At 63.5% G+C, this 18,302-nt stretch carries 14 protein-coding genes; 8 read left to right on the top strand and 6 right to left on the bottom strand.

Annotation, left to right across the window (positions count from 1 at the left end; genetic code table 11):
• Positions 1–135 precede the first annotated feature (135 nt).
• Positions 136–2,889, bottom strand: coding sequence for a magnesium-translocating P-type ATPase (gene mgtA, locus NTU39_RS09205; protein WP_257959707.1), 2,754 nt, complete (start codon positions 2,887–2,889; stop codon positions 136–138).
• 335 nt (positions 2,890–3,224) lie between these two features.
• Positions 3,225–3,572 (bottom strand): hypothetical protein, encoded by a 348-nt coding sequence (locus tag NTU39_RS09200; RefSeq protein ID WP_150576584.1) that lies wholly within the window; start codon positions 3,570–3,572, stop codon positions 3,225–3,227.
• Positions 3,573–4,219: 647 nt separating this feature from the next.
• Between NTU39_RS09200 and NTU39_RS09195 the strand changes: the two genes are divergently transcribed.
• The 7 genes from NTU39_RS09195 (at position 4,220) to NTU39_RS09165 (ending at position 11,599) form a co-directional block, all read left to right on the top strand.
• Entirely contained in the window at positions 4,220–4,738 is a 519-nt protein-coding gene (locus tag NTU39_RS09195) for a sigma-70 family RNA polymerase sigma factor (protein ID WP_150664675.1), read from the top strand.
• A 44-nt stretch (positions 4,739–4,782) separates the two neighbouring features.
• The gene (locus NTU39_RS09190) at positions 4,783–5,802 is read left to right on the top strand and encodes a FecR domain-containing protein (RefSeq protein WP_257959706.1); all 1,020 of its coding nucleotides are present in this window, start codon (positions 4,783–4,785) and stop codon (positions 5,800–5,802) included.
• Positions 5,803–6,037: 235 nt separating this feature from the next.
• Positions 6,038–8,443, top strand: a complete 2,406-nt coding sequence (locus tag NTU39_RS09185) for a TonB-dependent receptor (protein ID WP_257959705.1) — start codon at positions 6,038–6,040, stop codon at positions 8,441–8,443.
• 68 nt (positions 8,444–8,511) lie between these two features.
• Positions 8,512–9,276 (top strand): DUF4198 domain-containing protein, encoded by a 765-nt coding sequence (locus NTU39_RS09180; protein WP_257959704.1) that lies wholly within the window; start codon positions 8,512–8,514, stop codon positions 9,274–9,276.
• 12 nt (positions 9,277–9,288) lie between these two features.
• Positions 9,289–9,648: a DUF3649 domain-containing protein gene (locus NTU39_RS09175; RefSeq protein WP_150664672.1), complete on the top strand. Its 360-nt coding sequence runs from the start codon at positions 9,289–9,291 to the stop codon at positions 9,646–9,648.
• Positions 9,645–11,321 carry a PepSY-associated TM helix domain-containing protein gene (locus tag NTU39_RS09170; protein ID WP_257959703.1) on the top strand — a complete coding sequence of 559 codons (1,677 nt, stop codon included), beginning with the start codon at positions 9,645–9,647 and terminating at the stop codon, positions 11,319–11,321. Before NTU39_RS09175 ends, NTU39_RS09170 begins: the two co-directional genes overlap by 4 nt.
• A complete protein-coding gene (locus NTU39_RS09165) occupies positions 11,318–11,599 on the top strand; it encodes a DUF3325 domain-containing protein (protein ID WP_150664670.1) in 282 nt (93 codons plus the stop codon). The genes NTU39_RS09170 and NTU39_RS09165 overlap by 4 nt, the downstream gene beginning before the upstream one ends.
• A gap of 15 nt (positions 11,600–11,614) precedes the next feature.
• Here NTU39_RS09165 and ribA read toward each other — a convergent pair whose 3' ends face one another.
• A complete protein-coding gene (ribA, locus tag NTU39_RS09160; protein WP_150664669.1) occupies positions 11,615–12,271 on the bottom strand; it encodes a GTP cyclohydrolase II in 657 nt (218 codons plus the stop codon).
• A 235-nt stretch (positions 12,272–12,506) separates the two neighbouring features.
• Complete coding sequence (locus NTU39_RS09155) at positions 12,507–14,681, bottom strand: TonB-dependent siderophore receptor (protein ID WP_257959702.1); 2,175 nt, start codon at positions 14,679–14,681, stop codon at positions 12,507–12,509.
• A 318-nt stretch (positions 14,682–14,999) separates the two neighbouring features.
• Between NTU39_RS09155 and NTU39_RS09150 the strand changes: the two genes are divergently transcribed.
• On the top strand, positions 15,000–15,785 hold the full coding sequence (locus NTU39_RS09150) for an AraC family transcriptional regulator (protein ID WP_257959701.1): 786 nt from the start codon (positions 15,000–15,002) through the stop codon (positions 15,783–15,785).
• A 43-nt stretch (positions 15,786–15,828) separates the two neighbouring features.
• Here the strand turns inward: NTU39_RS09150 and NTU39_RS09145 are convergent, their stop codons facing one another.
• Together NTU39_RS09145 and NTU39_RS09140 are read right to left on the bottom strand one after the other, a co-directional pair.
• Positions 15,829–16,611, bottom strand: a complete 783-nt coding sequence (locus NTU39_RS09145) for an ATP-binding cassette domain-containing protein (RefSeq protein WP_257959700.1) — start codon at positions 16,609–16,611, stop codon at positions 15,829–15,831.
• Positions 16,604–18,280, bottom strand: coding sequence for a cyclic peptide export ABC transporter (locus NTU39_RS09140; RefSeq protein WP_150664667.1), 1,677 nt, complete (start codon positions 18,278–18,280; stop codon positions 16,604–16,606). Before NTU39_RS09140 ends, NTU39_RS09145 begins: the two co-directional genes overlap by 8 nt.
• Positions 18,281–18,302: the final 22 nt, after the last annotated feature.

Below are 18,302 nucleotides of genomic sequence, written 5' to 3'. Positions count from 1 at the left end.
TCGTGTGCCGTCCCGGGCCGCACGCCAACGCACGCGCCAGGACGAAAGTGTGTGGGGGCAGTGCCCCCGCCCCAGCGGGGCGGGTGGCATTGCAACTGCAATGTGCGAGGCGAGCTTTCAGACTTCGCTCATGAATCAGAACCAGCGGCCGAAGCGGCGCATGTAGACCGTCTTCACCATTTGCGCCAGCGCGATGTACCCAAGCATCGTTGCCACGAGCCAGTAGAAGTACGAGAACGGCAGGCTGACGAAGCCGAACGCCTCGGCGAACGGCGAGTACGGCAGCCAGCAAGCGATCGCAATGGCGACGGACGTCGAGAGCATGATCGGCAGCGCCGGCGTGCTTTGCAGGAACGGAATCTTCTGCGTGCGCAGCAAGTGCACGACCAGCGTCTGCGAGACGAGCCCTTCGATGAACCAGCCTGAATTCATGATGACCTGACCGGCGTCGCCGCCATGAGCGTGATACAGCGCACCCGCACCGAAGACCGTCCACATCAGCGCATAGGTCGTGATGTCGAACACCGAAGAGGTCGGCCCGATCCACAGCATGAAGCGGCGGATGTTGCTGGCGTCCCACTTGCGCGGCTTCTTCAGGAACTCCGGATCCATGCGGTCCCACGGCAGGAACATCTGCGAGATGTCGTAGATCAGGTTCTGGATGAGCAACTGCATCGCCAGCATCGGCTCCCACGGCAGAAACGCGCTCGCCACCAGCACGGAGAACACGTTGCCGAAGTTCGAGCTGGCCGTCATGTTCAAGTACTTTAGGATGTTGCCGAACGTCTCGCGCCCCTTGATCACGCCTGCTTCGAGCACCATCAGGCTCTTTTCAAGCAGGATGATGTCGGCAGTCTCCTTGGCGATATCCGCACCGGTGTCCACCGAGATGCCCACGTCGGCATCGCGCAGCGCAGGAGCGTCGTTGATGCCGTCGCCGAGGAAGCCCACCGTGTGGCCGCTGGCCTGCAACGCCTTGACCACACGCGCCTTGTGCAGCGGGGCGAGCTTGGCGAACACGGTCGTGCGGCCCACGACTTCGCGCAGCGTGGCGTCGTCCATCGGCTCGATGTCGGCGCCGAGCAGCGGCGTGCCCGGTTCCAGTCCGACCTGACGGCACACCTTGATCGTGACGATGGGGTTGTCGCCCGTGAGCACCTTGACCGTCACGCCATGCTCGCGCAGTGCGGCAATCGCCGGGGCGGCGGAATCCTTGGGCGGATCGAGGAAGGTGAGGAAACCGCACACCGTCAGCTCACGTTCGTCGGACGTCTTGTACTGCGTCTTCGTCTCGCCCGCCGGAATGTCGCGGGTGGCCACGACCAGCACGCGGAAGCCGTCCTCGTTGTAAGCCTCGGCGCGCGCAATCAGCATGGCGCGAGCCGTGTTGTCGAGCGCACGCACACCCTGCGGGGTCTTCACGTGCGTGGCGACGGACAGCATTTCTTCGACGGCACCCTTCGTGATCATCTGATGCTCACCGCGATCGTTCGCGACCACGACGGACAGGCGGCGACGCACGAAATCGAACGGCAGTTCATCGATCTTGGCAAACGCGCGCGGCTGCACCGACTCGCCGATCTCGTTGGCGCGACGGATAATCGCCACGTCGATCAGATTGCGCTGGCCGCTCTGGTGATAGCTGTTGAGCCAGCCCAGACGCAGCACGTCTTCCTGCTCGTCGCCCGCCACATCCAGATGCTGTTCGAGAATGATGCGGTCCTGCGTGAGCGTGCCGGTCTTGTCGGTGCACAGCACGTCCATCGCACCGAAGTTCTGCACCGAGTTCAGGCGCTTGACCACCACCTTGCGGCGCGACATCGCCAATGCGCCGCGTGCGAGGTTGGCGCTCACGATCATCGGCAGCATTTCAGGCGTCAGCCCCACAGCCACAGCCAGCGCAAACGTCAAAGCGCTGACCCAGTCGCCCTTGGTGAGGCCGTTGATCATGAAGACGATCGGCACCATCACCAGCATGAAGCGGATCAGCAGCCAGCTCACGCTGTTCACGCCACGGTCGAAGCTCGTCTCCACGCGCTTGTGGCTGACGACGTTCTTCGCCAGCGCGCCGAAATACGTGTCGCCACCGGTCGCGACGACCACGCCCACGGCCGTGCCGCTCACGACGTTCGTCCCCATGAAGCAGACGTTGGACAGATCGAGCAGGTTCGCATTGCCCTCGCCCGCTGCGATGGACGCCGATTTCTGTGCGACAGCACCCAGCGTGTCGTACTTCTCGACGGGCAGCGCCTCGCCGGTGAGCACCGCCTGACTGATGAACAGGTCGCGCGATTCGATCAGACGCAGATCGGCCGGGATCATGTCCCCTGCCTGAAGCGTCACGATGTCGCCCACGACCAACTCGCGCATGGCGACCTCGTGACGCTCAGACTTGCCCGACGCCGACAAACGGCGGCGCACGCTGGCGGTGGTGCGCACCATCGCCTTGAGCTTTTCGGCCGCCTGAAGCGACCGGAACTCGGAGAAGAAGCGCAGCAGGCCGCTGATCGTCACCATCGTCGACAGGATGATGATGCCCTTGTAATCCTGATCGCCCGGATCGGCGAAGTAGACGTCGGTAAAGAAGCTGATCGTGACGAGCGCGAGCAACACGAAGACAAACGGATTGTTGAAGGCACTGACGAGCTGGCGCGTCCAGTGCGGCGGCTTGTCGTGGGCGATCTCGTTGGGCCCGTAGCGCGTCTGGCGCTGGCCGACGTCGGCCAGCGGCAGGCCGCTGACATCGGTGCCGAGCGTGTGCAGGACCTGGTGCAGCGGTTCGGTCGCGAGACGTGCGACGACTTCGGGGCCCGAGAGCGGCAGGTCGGACGCTGTGGCGTTGTCGACGAAGCCGCGCTGCTTATGGCGGGAGCGGTGGTTATTTGTCATGACGATTTCCTGGCGCAACTGACGCTTGCCCTGATGGGCGAGGCGGCCGGCCGGTCTCGTCAGTCGCTACCGAAGATCAGCTCTCCGGAAAAAAGCGCGAACGCACCCAGCCGCGCCGCGCAGCGCGCGGTCGGTGAAAGCAAAAATACGTGTATGGGGTTCTGGCATCGGGTCGCCCGCCGGGAAGCCATACGTCAAAGGTACGGTCCCGACGGGCCACATTCGACTACTTCCGTCTTCCATTTCGGACTCCTTAGGTTCGTTGATTCGATACGCAGGAAAACGCGCGTTGCGTCATCCGGCAGTGATGGGTCGAATCGGTCAGCCGCGCGGCACTAGGCGTGCGCGGGCATGCCCGTGGTGGCCGCGCGACGCGAGGCGTCGTCGGACCAGAACACGCGGCGCACGCTGCGCTCGCCCGACAGCCGCATGACGAGCGACGTGAGCGAAGCGCGCGAACCTTGCGGGCAGTCGAGCGTGACGGTGGCAGACGCCTCGTCGCGGTCGCTCCAGCGGGTAATGCTGACGTGCGTGGCGCGCAGGCCGAGCGCGGTGAGATCGATGAACATCTGCTTGCGCAAGGCCCCGAGGGCCTCGGCCAGGCAAACGATGGTCAGATGCGACACCGGTGTGGTGCGCGTCGGTTGGCTCTGGAAAGCCTGGAAGGTTTGAAAAGCTCGCATGATTTCCTCGCATGGCTGCGAAGTGTCCGTACCGCATGTGAGCGCGCGGCACGAACGGCCGGCTCGCGAGAACGCATCGTCGCAACGCACGGCAAAAAACGCATGCGCAAGACGACAGCGCCCATCACAGGCACGACAGTGGAAACTTTTGCGGGAATGACGCCGGAAACATACGCTCAGGGCGAGCGTTCAAGTGGCGCGAGACACCGCATCCTGCATGAGGACGCGGCACAGGGAAGGCTGTGGATCCTCAGGCAATCAATCGATCAAAGATCGAGGACTACTGGCATCGGAATTCACGGACTAACCCCTTAAATTGAAGACAGGGCGGATGGTAACTGAGGCCAATTTGGAGCGTCAAGCATTAAATGCTGCATCGCAAACATCTTCGGAATTCTCCTTAATACAACACCGGCACTGACCGCTCACGCCCACCCCACGGCCCTGAGCGACGATGCCCCGAATTCGGCACTCCAACGTATCGTCTACGCCAAAAGCACTTCCGATTGACAGGGATATTTCCCATACGTTATTAATAATGATTATCATTAACAAATTATTGGCATTTGTCTCACCTGCTGCATGACCGTTGTCGGCGCTCGCGCCGGTCCTGAGCGTCGTGAGTAGACCGAGCATCAGGCTGGATCATGCAAACCCCGGGCACCCTCCCCTCTACCGTCGAGATGTTGTACAGCCATCACCATTCCTGGTTGAAGGGCTGGTTGCATCGACGTCTGGGCAGTGCCGAACAAGCGGCCGACATCGCGCACGACACCTTCGTACGATTGCTCGGCAGCGAGCGGGTCCCCGCCTCGTTCGACGAACCCCGCGCGTATCTCACGACGGTTGCACAGAATCTCGTCTCGAATCACTGGCGACGTCAGAAGCTCGAACGCGCGTATCTCGAAGCGCTCGCGCAAGTGCCGCGCGACGTCGAATGGTCGCCCGAAACGCGCGCCATCATGCTTGAGACGCTGCTGGAACTGGATCGACTCCTGGACGGCCTGCCGACCATGGTGCGGCAGGCGTTTCTGTATTCGCAGCTCGACGGACAAACGCACGCCCAGATCGCGGCCACGCTCGGCATCTCGATTCCGACGGTCAAGCGTTATCTCGCGAAAGCCTTGCAGCGCTGCTATTTCGCCGACTTGTCGTTTCTCGACTGATGCCGACACGTCGAACACGGCCGTCCCGACAACCCGACATCGCCATGCCTGCCATTCGCTCGAGCTGGTACGACGCCACCACCGACGCCGCCAATCTACCGGCTGACGTGGCCGAGCGCGCAATCGAGTGGCTCATTGAGTTGCAAGGCGACGACGTCTCGCCGCAGACCGTCGCCGACTGGCATGCATGGCGCAACGCGCACCCCGATCACGAAAGTGCGTGGCTACGCATCGAGTCCGTCAAAGGCAAGCTCGCACCGCTCGCCGCGCCCGTGGAAGCGGGCGTCGCACAGGCCGCGCTGGCGCCGCCCGCCTCATCTCAGCGCCGCCGCGCAGTGAAGTCGCTGGCGGTGCTGCTCTTCGCTGGCGCGGGGACATGGAGTGTCTTGCATTCGTCGCCGTGGCAGCACTGGTCGGCTGACGTGCACACCGCCGTGGGCGAGCGTCGCAAGTTGCAACTGGATGACGGCACACAACTCGTGCTCAACACCGATAGCGCCATCGACATCGTCTATCACGACGACGAACGTCGCGTCAGGCTGATCGGCGGCGAAGTGCTGGTCACGACCGCGCCTGACAACCATGTGCCGCCGCGCCCGTTCCTTATCGAAACCTCGCAGGGCACGGCACGCGCGCTCGGTACGCGTTACACCGTACGTCAGTTCGACGACGGCACGCATGTCAGCGTATTCAAGGACGCCGTGGAGATTCGTCCGCGCGCCACATCCGACAAGTCGCTGATCGTGCAGGCCGGGCACCATGCGCGCTACACAACGGACAGCATCTCCGAAGCCACAGAAATGCCCACGGACGACGCGACGTGGGCCGAAGGCTTCATCGTTGCGCGCAGCATGCGCCTCGCCGATTTCGTAGACGAGTTGGCGCGATACAGCAACGCATCGCTCTCGTGCGACGCCAGCGTGGCCAACTTGCGCGTGTCGGGCACGTTTCCGCTCGACGACGTCGGCAAAGTGCTCGACACACTCGCCACCACGCTCGCGGTGCGCACCGAGGCGGTCACCCGCTTCTGGGGCACCCGGGAAATCCGGCTCGTCCCGGCCTGAAGCAAGGACAGCGCGACCGAATCCAGCCGCAATCAAGCCTCACTAAAGCCTCACTAAAGCCTCATTAAGGCGGCTCAACAAATTTTTTGAAAAAGGTGATCCGTTTCTGTTTTTCGCGGGTCATGGAAGTCGAGCACCACCGCTCTACTTCCACACGAAAGGTCAGATCATGGGTCACGTCCGTGGGCAGCAACAGCGCCCCAGCCAACCAAATTGGGTCCATCGCCGCACGCGGATGGCCTGCGCACTGGGCCGCATCGCCCTTGGCGCAGCCGTTGCCGCCCCCACGGGCGCGGTCCTTGCAGTCGTCCTCACGCCGCTCGCAGCACAGGCCCAGAACGCAGCCGCACCGGGCGCGCGCGCCTTCGACATTCCCGCAGGCTCGCTCGAAGACGCACTGAGCCGCTTCGGTCGCGACGCGGGCATCATGCTGTCGTTCAAGCCCGAAGTCACAGCCGGGCGTCACAGCAACGGCCTCAAGGGCACCTACACGCCGCGTAACGGCCTCGACGCCCTCGTCGCAGGCACAGGAGTGGAAGTCGTCCCGCAATCGAATGGCAGCTTTCTGATCACGCCTGCAAGCGGCGCAGCGAGCACGGACGGCGCAGTCGCCCTGCCCACGACCCACGTCACCGCCACGTACGACAACGGTCTGCAACCGGCCTACGCGGGTGGCCAGATCGCGCGCGGCGGCAGCCTCGGCATGCTCGGCTCGGCCGATGCCATGGACGTGCCGTTCAGCACGATGAACTACACCGGGCAGATGGTTCGCGATCAGCAGGCGCGCACGCTAGCCGACGTCGTCGTCAACGAATCGTCGGTGCGCATGCTGACTTCCAGCGGCGGCTTCGGCGAGGACTTCCAGATTCGCGGCTACACCGTCTCCAGCAGCGACGTAGGGCTGAACGGTCTGTACGGCATGGCGTCCGCAAGCCGGGTGCCTGCGGCCATCGTCGAGCGCATCGAAGTCCTCAAGGGACCGGGCACGCTGATGAACGGCATCGGCCCGAGCGGCAGTATCGGCGGCGCGATCAACGTGGTGACCAAGCGCGCCACGAGCGAGCCGATCACGCGCCTGACGACCACCTTCCAGAGCAAATCGCAACTCGGCGTCGAAGCCGACGTGGGTCGTCGCTTCGGCGAGAACCAGGAATGGGGCGTGCGTCTGAACGGCGTGTTCCGTGACGGCAACACCACGCTCGACAACGGCAAGCAGAGCATCGGCTTCGGCTCGGTCGGCCTCGACTACACCACGCAACGGCTACGCTGGACGCTCGACGCCTACACGCAACACGAAGGCGACGACAACTTCCGTCCGCAGATCGGCTTCCAGTCCTCCGTCAAGAAGATTCCGGACGCCCCCTCGGGCTACCGCAACTTCTACCCCGGCAGCGAGCTGCATCTGCATGACTCGGCCGTGACCACGCGCCTCGAATACGACGTGCTGCGCAACGTGACGGTGTGGGGTGCCGTGGGCTATCACTACGCCACGGCCTATCAGACGTTCCCGAGCGGCCCCGCCGATGCGCTCGGCAACTTCACCGTCATGAATTCGTATTACGACTCGTACACGCGCTCGCGCACGGGCGAAGTAGGCGCGCGTGTGAACTTCAAGACGTTCGACGTCGGTCACACAGTGACGGTGCAGGCATCGCGTCTGGAACAGGACTCGGGCAATGCCTATGTGCCTGGCTCGACGTCGGTCGCCTCGAACATCTACAACCCGTCGCCGCTGCCCGGTATCAGCGCGGCGCGCACCGAAGCCAAGAAGGCGTCGGAATCGGCATTGACAAGTATCGCCGTAACCGACACCCTCTCGTTCTTCAACGACCGAGTGCTGCTCACCGGCGGTCTGCGTCACCAGCGCGTTGCGCTCGACAACTACAGCACCGCCACCGGCGCGCTGACCGGAACCTACAACCAGAGCGCCGTCTCGCCGCTCGCGGGCATCGTCGTCAAGCCGCTCCAGAACGTGTCGGTGTACGCGAACTTCACCTCGGGTCTGTCTCGTGGCAGCACCGCGCCCGTCGGCACCGTCAACGCCGGACAAGTGTTCCCGCCGTACAAATCGAAGCAGTACGAAGCCGGTGTGAAGACCGACTGGGGTCCGGTGACGACGACAGTGTCGGTGTTCCAGGTGCAGCGCCCGAACGCCGTGACCGATCCGTCGACCAACCTCTACAGCTTCGACGGCGAACAGCGTAATCGCGGCATCGAACTGTCGGCGTACGGCGAAGTGGTCAAGGGTCTGCGCCTGATGGCCAGCGCCACGTTCTACGACGCCAAGCTCACCAAGACCGCCGGCGGCGCCAACGACGGCAACGATGCGAACGGCGTGCCCAAGCGCGCGTTCAACCTTGGCGTCGACTGGGATACGCCGTGGGTGCCGGGACTCTCGCTCAACGGCCGCATCATCAATACGTCGCGCATGTACTTCAACGCTGCCAACACGCTCGAATTGCCCGCGTGGACACGCTACGACATCGGCGCACGTTATCGCACGCATGTCGCAGGCAAGTCGGTCGTGTTCCGCGCCAACATCGAGAACCTCTTCAACTCGAACTACTGGTTGATGAGCGGCACCTACGCCACCGTGGCTGCACCACGCACGTTCCTGCTCTCCGCGCAAATCGACTTCTGATGACGAACGAAATGCCGATGCGCCTCCACCGATTCCATCCGTTCCGCCACCTCTCCAAGGAGACCGCAATGAAGACGACTGCCACCCACCGTACGACGCGACTGCCCCAGTTGGTCAAGCTCACCGCCGGTGCCCTCATCGCCTTCGCAGGTGCTGCGCAAGCACACCAGATCTGGATCGAGCAGCCTGCCGGTCAGAACGCCGTGATCCGCTTCGGCGAATTCGGCGAGAACCTGCGTGAAGCGTCGCCGGGCCTGCTCGACAAGTTCGTCGCCCCCACCGGCACGCTCAGCTCGGCACAGGGCGAGAAGACGGCCGCCGCGACCAAGACGGCCAACGGCTTCGCGCTCCCGTTCAAGGCGACCGCCGGTGAATCGTTGATCGCCGAAGAAGCGAAATACCCGCTCTTCACGTTCAAGCGCGATGGTCAGGAAGTCACGAACTGGTATCGCCCTGCGGCGCGTCTGGCGACCGACTTCTCGAAGCAGAAGCCGCAACTGACGCTCGACCTCGTGCCCGCAGGCAAGCAGGGCGAGTTCCAGTTGTTCTTCCAGGGCAAGCCGCTGCCCAAGACGAAGGTCTCGCTCGTCACGCAGTCGGGCTGGGCGAAGGAAGCGCATACGAACGAACAGGGACTCGTGACGTTCGATATGCCGTGGAAGGGTGTGTATGTCGCCGAAGTCAGTCACAAGGACATGACGCCGGGTGAGCGCCCGGGTGCCAAGGGTGCCGAGCGCTATCAGGGCGTGAGCTATGTGACGACGACGACCGTCATGCAAGCCGATGGCATCGAACCGCTCCCGGCTGGCCCGGCCGCCACGCCCAACAAGTAAGCGACACGCATCATGGCTCAGGCTCGTCGCGCCCCGACCGACAAGGTCGGCAACGCTGGACTCTCTGAACGCATCGTCAACATCGGGGCGCTCATCTCACGCATCGTGGCGGCCATCGGCGGCGGTTATGCCGTGGCTGCCCTCGCAAGCGTTGCCGTACTCGCACTGCCGATGAACAAGGCCCAGGCGGTCATCACCGGCGAGTTGGCGAGCTTCGCCATCTATGCCGGTGCGGTCGTCTGGGTGTTCGCCGTGCGCAGTGCGTGGCGCGCCTGGGCCGGTCTGCTGATCGTTGCCGCACCGCTCGCGCTGGCCGCGTGGGCGGTGGCGTCCGGTCACATGACGAGCCTTGCAATGGGAGGTGCGGCATGACGTCCACGCCCACACCGAAAACGAAGCCGCAGGCACGCGGCATCCGCCAGACGATGTCGGATCTGCATACGTGGTCCGGCCTGCTCGTCGGCTGGCTGCTGTACGCCATGTTCCTCACCGGCACCGTGAGTTACTTCAAGGACGAACTGTCGCAATGGATGCGCCCCGAGGTGCCGCATCAGCAGTCGTTGCCAGATCCGGCCGTGGTCGCACAGAACGTCGGCAATCAACTCGTGACGCTCGCTGCGGGCAGCCCGCAGTGGAGCATTTATCTGCCCACCGAGCGCAATCCGGTCGCGGGCGTCTTCTGGCGCAATCCGCCTGCGCCCAAAGGCGCTGCCAAAGGTGACACGAACGCCCCGCGCCGCACCTTCGAAGAAGCGACGTTCGATCCCTCGACCGGTCAGACGCTCAAAGCGCGCGAAACCCTCGGCGGCGACTTCTTCTACCGATTCCACTTCCAGTTCCACCCGCTGCCCGTCCTGTGGGGACGCTGGCTCGCGGGTTTCTGCGCGATGTTCATGCTGGTGGCGATCGTCAGCGGCGTGATCACGCACAAGAAAATCTTCATCGACTTCTTCACCTTCCGATGGGGCAAGGGGCAGCGCTCGTGGCTCGACGCACACAACGCGTTATCGGTCTTCGGCCTGCCCTTCCATCTGATGATCACCTACACCGGCCTCGTCACCTTGATGGCGATGTACATGCCGTGGGGCGCGCAAACGGCGATCAAGACACCGATGGACCGCGCGCAACTCAACGCGCAGCTCAGCGCATTCCCGCCACCGGGCAAGGCCTCCGGCGAGAAAGCCCCGCTTGCGCCGCTCGCCCCGATGGTGCGCGAAGCTCAGGCCCGCTGGGGCGCGAACGACGTCGGCCGTGTGACAGTCACCCATGCGGGCGATGCCGCTGCTCGTGTGGCGGTCACACGCGGCGAAAGCACGCGTGTCTCGATGAGCCCGCAGTACCTGCTGTTCGACGGCACGACCGGCAAGCTGATCGACGTTCACGACGGTGTCGGCCCGGCGGCTGAAACGCGTGGCGTGATGTACGCCCTGCACCTCGGACGCTTCAGCGATCTGCATCTGCGCTGGCTGTACTTCCTCGTCAGTCTCGGCGGCACGGCGATGGTCGGATCAGGGTTGGTGATGTGGACGGTCAAGCGTCGCGGCAAGCTGCCCGATCCGGCACGTCCCCATTTCGGCTTTCATGTGGTCGAGCGTCTGAACATCGCAGCGATTGCGGGGCTCTCGATTGCCATGACGGCGTTCCTCTGGGGCAACCGCCTGATTCCGGCGGATGCGCTCAGACGCAGTGCTACCGAAGTCGACGTTTTCTATTGGGTATGGGCGGCGACGCTGTTGTACGCGCTGGTGCGCCCGGCCAAACGTGCGTGGGTGGAATTGCTGTGGTTCGGCGCCGCCGTGCTCGCGCTGCTACCGGTGCTTAACGCCGTCACGACGTCGCGCGGACTCTGGCATAGCCTCACGACCGGCGACTGGGTCTACGCAGGCGTGGATCTGATGCTCTGGGCCTTCGCGGCGCTGCATGCGTGGCTCGCAGTTCGCACCTCCCGTCACAAGCCGAAGACGAAGCCCACGCGCGCCACTGCACCGGCGCGCACGACGGCCAGTCCGGCAATCAATGCCCCGTTGAACGAGGACCGCGCATGAGTCATTTCGTCACTTTCGCGCTCTGCCTCGCAGGCTTTGCGGCGCTGGCGATGTCGACGGAGCGTCAGCAGGAAGCGCGCTTCAAGACCGTTTCACCGGCGCGCACGCGTAATGGCCGGATCGTCGGATGGACGGCACTGGCCGTGGCGCTCGGCGCAACGGTCATGCATCAGGGATGGGGATTCGGTCTGGTGAACTACAGCGGACAGACCAGCATGGCTGCCGGTCTGGTGTACCTGACGCTCATCTTGGCGGAGCGCCGCCGACAGTCTCGCTGAGAGACTGGCCGACGATCACTCGTTCTCTTCGAAGTAGTGTCCGAACTTGACCTGCTTGGTGCGGATGTAGCGTTCGTTCTCTTCGCGCACCGGAATGTCGAGCGCCACACGCTCGCTCACGGGGATGCCGTGCTTGATGAGCGTGTCGAACTTCTTCGGGTTGTTGCTCATGAGGCGCACCGAACCCACACCGAGAATGCGCAGGATGGCGGCGGCGGAGTCGTATTCGCGCGCGTCGTCGGGCAAGCCGAGATCGAGGTTGGCTTCGACCGTGTCGCGCCCCTGCTCTTGCAGCAGATACGCACGAATCTTGTTGCTCAGGCCGATGCCGCGCCCCTCATGGCCTCGCAGATACAGCATCACACCGCGCCCCTCTTCGGCGATCTTGCGCATACCGACGTCCAGCTGCTCGCCGCAATCGCAGCGATAGGAGCCGAAGACGTCCCCCGTCAGACATTCCGAGTGCAGACGTACCAACGGCGGCAGCGTGCCGCCCTCGGCCGACACATCGCCCATCACCAGCGCGAGATGCTCGTTGGCGCTGTCTTTGACGCGAAATGCGTGGGAAGTGAAGGTGCCGTAGCGAGTGGGCAGCGTTGCCGTAGCGACAAGCTCGACGCATTCGCCAGCGTCGCAATTGAGCGTGGCAGAGGCAGTACCAGGGGACTTCATGTTGACGTTCGAACGGGCTGAAATTGGAGTTGCGTGCCACCGGACAACGATGGCGTGTGCTCGGAGTGTACCGCCATTTCCGAATTTCAGCCGACAGCGCCATGCAACAGACTGTTGCACGACGCTGTCCAATCGGCCGGACGCCGCGCCGATGGGGGCCGACGATACCGCTCGGTCAGCCCCGATCGACCGCTTCCTGCCGCTTCCTTCCGCTTCCTTCCGCTCCCTGCCGCGATCAGTAGTCGGCGCGCAGCGTGAGCATCACATTGCGGCGCTCGCCATAAATGCCATAGAAGGTCGACGGCACCCGCGCGTAATAGTCACGGTTGAACACGTTGTTCACATTCAACTGTGCTTCCAGATGGCGGTTCACGCGGTACGCGAGCATTGCGTCCCACACCGCGTACCCCCCTTGTGCCGCGCCCACGGTCCGGTACGTCGAGCTTTGGATACGAACGCCCCCGCCGATCCGCAAACCATCAAGCACGCCGCCGAACGGGCCGTCCGAGAAACGATAGGTCGTGTACAGCTTGAACAGATGTTGCGGTTCCTCGCCGTCGAGCGCCTGACCGATCTGGCTCGGATCGCTGTTGTATCGCGTGTTGAGCAGCGTGTAACCGGCATAGACGTTCCAGTTGCGCGTGACCTGCCCGGTCACTTCGGCCTCCCAGCCCTGACTTTGCGCCGAACCTGCCGCCACCGAACCGATCGCGTGGAACGGATCTGCGACCGCGCGGTTGGTGTCCGTCATCCGGAATGCCGCCACCGTCGCGCTCAGGCGACCGTCGAGGAATACGCCTTTCACGCCCAATTCGTACTGCTGCCCCTCACGCGGTGGCAAGCCCTGACCGTCGAACGTCGTGGCTGTCTGCGGCGCGAATATCTTCGAATAGTTGAAGTACGCGTTGATCTGCGGCGTAAGCGCCAGCACGACGCCGCCATACGGAATGAACTTGTGATTTGCCCGCGCCGTGGTGTTCCACGGACCCTCAGTCGGCAGCAGGCTCTGGCTTTGCTGCTGGAACCACGCCTCACGTCCCCCCAACACGACGGTCAGCGGATCGAGCACGCGCACACGCGCCTGACCGTAGACGCCGAATTGCTGCGCTTGCAGGTTGTTGCCCGACGTGAACGGAATCGTCGGCTCGTTCGACGGCGGCGAGAAGATGCTGAACGTGCCGAGATTCTGACCACCGGACAGGCTGCGCTGCTGCGTCATTTGGTAGTTCATGCCGACAAGCCACTCGTGCTTGCGGCCAAACGCCTGCACCGGTCCGGACAGATGCGAGTCGATCCCCAACAGATTGTTCTCGCCGCGCTGCGACTGGCCGAAATACCGGGCCGTGAGCGTCGTTGGATTGATCCCCGGGCCGAGATAGGCGTACTTGCTGTTGGAAAGCACATGACGATAGTTGACGGTCGTCGTCGACACGACGTCGTTATCGAAGCGATGCTCCAGCTTGCCGTTGACTTCCTGCATCGACGCCCAGCTGTAGTTCCAGTCCGGCGAGAAGTTCGAGTTGTTCGGTGCGTCGAGGAACGAACGGTTGGTCAGCAATGACTGACCGTAGTCGAACCCATGCAGCGGATTGACCTGATACGAGCCCGACAGCGACAGCAGTGTGCGCGGCGTGAGGTCGAATTCGAGCGCGCCGTAAGCCAGGAAATTGCTCTCGCTGGTACGCGTGATCGACTTGTTGCCGGTGTCGCCCGTCAATACCGCGCGCCCGCGAATCGTGCCCGACTGATTGAGCGGGCCGGTCACGTCGATCATCTGACGATAGTTCGCCCACGAACCGATCGTCGTTTCGCTGCGCACGGCGAATGTGTCGCCCGGACGCTTGCGCACCAGATTCACGGTGCCTCCCGGCTCGCCGGTGCCGTCGAGCAGGCCCGCCGGGCCGCGGAAGACTTCCACCCGGTCGTACATCGACAGATCGAACTGCGGCTGGTATTGAATACCGCTCAAGATCGAAACACCATCGAACTCCACGCCCACGTTGTAGCCGCGCGAGTTGAAGTAGTACGTGCCGTCGCCATAGTTGACCGCGGTGATGCCGGTGGTGAACTGCAATGCATCGGCGACCGAGGTCATGGCCTGATCGTCCATACGCGCGCGCGTGACGACCGATACCGAGTTAGGAATGTCCTTTAGCGCCTGCGGCGTTTTCCCGATTGTCGTCGTCTGCGTGCCGTAGGAGGTGGAGCCTTCAGTTTGCGCGTCGCGCTGTGCCGTCACGTTGGCCGCCGGTAGTACGGCAGACGCGGCACCGCCGCCCGATGACGAAGCCGCAGGCGACGGCGTCTGCGCATGCGCCGTCGCGGCCCACAGCATCACCATGGCGACGGCGACAGGCGTGAGCGCATAGCGCGAATTCGACGACTGCCCTGCGCGTATGGCATCGGACATGCGGCCCCGTGCGGCTTGCGTCCGGCGAGAACTCTGATTCGTTTGCATCGTTGACAACACTTCCCCTTGTTGCCGGGTTCTACCGGCGATCCAAAATTAACGTTCGTGTGCTTTGTGCGGCCACGGTCCAATTCCCGCTACACTGGCGGAAATATCGCAAATGAGACTCATTACTAAATTTGCATTTGGTCCGGCACAACACATTGATAGCTATGGAGAATATCGGGTTCGAAAAAGGTAAGGACGACAATAAATGTCGATTTTTTGACAATCGCTATCCGATTGGCGACATCCTGACGCGAGACCCGCATTACCCCCATGAGTGACTTCCTGCGCAAGCGATTTCCCAATGCCGTACGGCCCTTACCGCGCGATGTCTTTGCTCAGGTCACGCCCTTTCGTCATGGAGAACGGCTGATCTGGCACCGCCATCGACACGGCCAACTGGTGTTCCCGGTGCGCGGTATCGTGCGCGTGCTCACGCCGTCCGCCATCTGGACGTTGCCGCCTTCGCGCGCACTCTGGCTGCCGTCGGACATCGAGCACGAACTGCATGCCGTGGGCGACGGACAGATGGGCAACATCTACATGGAGCCGCGCGCGTTCCCTTGGGACTGGACCATTCCGACGGTCATCCTCGTCACGCCGCTGATTCGCGAACTCGCGGTGACCGTGAGCCGCGACGGCGATACCTACGGCCCCACGAGCCGTGCAGCGCTCTCGGTGCCGCCGTTGATGGGTGTACTCCACGACGCAGCCCCGGTGCCCGAACGGGGCGTGCCGGTGCCGAGGGACGAGCGGCTACAGGCGATCTGCGAGCACCTGATGAACGAGCCAGCCAGCAAGCTGACGCTCGACTTCTGGGGGGAACAGTTCGGTGTGAGCGGACGCACGCTCGCGCGTCAGTTTCAGACGGAGACGGGCATGACGTTCGTGACCTGGCGTCAGCATCTGCGCGTGTCCGAAGCAATTTCGACGCTTGCGCAGGGCGCCTCGGTCGCAGCGACGGCCGACGCCTTCGGCTATGCCAGCCCCAGTGCCTTCATCGCCATGTTCAAACAGGTTACGGGGCGCTCCCCGCAACGCTATCTCGCAGACGCCTGAGCCGGACTCGGGCGTCTGCCTTCACAGCACTCAGTGCGCGACGTCAGCGTGCATAACTGACCGGCATCCCGCCATCGGGATTCGGCAAGACGCCCATCGGCACACCGTAGATCGTCTGCAACGTGTCGGGCGACATCAGTTCTGCCGGTGTGCCACGCGCAATCGGTTTGCCTTGCTTGAGCGCGAGCAACGTGTCGCAAAAGCGCGCGGCCATGTTGACGTCGTGGAGCACGATCACCACGCCAAGGCCATGCGCGTCGGCCAGTTCGCGCACGAGTTTGAGGAGATCCAGCTGATGCGCCACATCGAGCGCCGAGGTCGGTTCGTCCAGCAATAGACACCGCGCCTGCTGCGCAACGAGCATGGCCAGCCACACACGCTGACGCTCCCCGCCCGAGAGCGACTCCACGAGACGGTCGGCAAAGCCGAGCACGTCGGTCTGTGCCATCGCGTTTTGCACGGCCTGGTGGTCATGGGCGTCGAAGCGTCCGAGCGCACCGTGCCACGGATAACGACCGAGCGCGACCAGTTCAGACACTGTCATCCCGGCAGCGGCAGGCGGCTGCTGCGGCAGATACGCCACACGCCGCGCAAACTCGCGTGCGCCCCACGACGCCAGCGCCCGTCCCTCGAACGCAATGTTGCCGCTCACCGGCTGGAGCTGGCGCGCGAGCAACTTGATCAGGCTCGACTTGCCCGAGCCGTTGTGGCCGATCAGTCCGTGCACCTGTCCGGCCGCGAGTTCCAGCGTCAGTGGCGCGAGTAGCGTGCGCCCTTCTACCGAGAACGAAACGTCTTGCAAAGCGAACATCGGGATATCAGTCATGAGCATTCGATGAATCTGGTTCGGCAGGTTCGTTGGGGGCCTCGACGTCGGCTTGCGGCTCGCGTGATTGAAGCAGTTGACCGTAGTCGAGACGAATCAGACGGTCCGCCAGATCGAAGTAGCGGTCGTCGTGGGTAATGACCAGCACGCTCTTGCCGCGCGCCTTGAGTGCGGGCAGCATCTGGCGGTAGAAAACGTCCTTGAACAGCGGGTCCTGATCCGCCGCCCATTCGTCGAAGACATAGAACGGCCGGTCTTCCAGATACGCCACCAGCAACGCGAGACGCTTGCGCTGTCCCTGCGACAGATCGAGCGTGGAGAAGCGTCCGTCCGAGATCGTCACCTTGTGATCGAGTTGCAGCGACTTGAGCAGCGTTTGGGCCTGCGCGTCGAGTCCTTCCGGCGGCAAGCCGAGCAGATGTTCGAAGAGGAAAAAGTCGCTGAACACCACGGAGAACAATTGACGGTAGTGGTCACGCTCCGCGTCGCCGACAGGCACACCGTCGACCACAATCCGGCCCTGCTCCGGTGCATACAGGCCCACGATCAGCTTGGCCAGCGTGGTCTTACCGCTCCCGTTGCCGCCGACCAGATAGACGAGTTCGCCCGGACGGAACGTGAGCGTCACCGGCCCCAGCGTGAACACTTCGTTTTCCTGCTCGCGGAAGTAGCGATGCGTGACGCCTTCAAGCACGATTTCCTGGAACGCCGGTGCTTCGCGCCTGCCCGGTGCCGGTAGCAGTTCGCGCGGCAGTTCGTTCTCGACCTGCGCGATGCGCTCTAGCGCGACGCGTGCACTGCCCAGCGACGGCATCGCCGAGAGCACGCCTTCGATCGGCATGATCATGTACAGGAACACGAGCGCGTAGCCGGACACCACCTGCGGTGGCAGGTCGACGTGACGCAGCACCACGAACAGCGTGAGGCCGATAAAGGCGAACAGAATGAAGCTGCCCCAACTGGCCGCCGCCGCATACAGCACGTAACCGCGCGTGCGCTGCACACGCACCGCCTCGACGTTGCTTGCGAGACGGTCTTCGATGAAGGCGTCGCGACGGGCACGGTGCAGCTTGAGCTCCTTCGCACCATCGAACAACGCGCGGAAGTCCTTCACCAGCGATTCCTCACGCTTGCGCGAGCTGCGCAGATGCAGCAGCGCGCGCTGATTGGCAAAACGGAATCCCGCCGCGCCGATGAGGATCGTCACCACTGCGAACAGCAGAATCTGCCAGGACAGGTAGCCGAGATACACGAGACATCCTGCGATCACCGCGCCCTGCATCGCCAGGACCGGCAGGTTCACGAACAGGACGACGATGGTATCGAGATCCTGCGTGAGGACGGCAATCGCACGGGCAATGCCGTGCTTCTCGAGACTCGCGTAAGGGGCGGCACCGATGCGACGCACGACCTGCATGCGCAACGTCGCCTTCGCGCGCTGACCGAGCGACATGAAGAGCGTTTGCGACAGCGCGCGCGTGACCAGCACGATCACGCCAAGGCCGAGAAATTGCATGCCGAGCACGCCCAGATGCTCGCGCGGGGCCGTGAGCGCGCGATTGATCAGCGCGACGAGACCCGCGTTGCCGAAACCGCTGATCAGACTACCGGCGAACGCAATGGCCAACGGCCATCGAGACGCACGTACCAAGTGCCAGAACAAGGACATATGAGATCTCTGTTTTTATGGG

Source organism: Pandoraea commovens (genome assembly GCF_024704525.1).
In the GTDB taxonomy this organism is placed as follows: Bacteria; Pseudomonadota; Gammaproteobacteria; order Burkholderiales; family Burkholderiaceae; genus Pandoraea; species Pandoraea commovens.
Note: the sequence above shows the minus strand (reverse complement) of the source record. Positions and strands in the feature narration are given on the sequence as shown.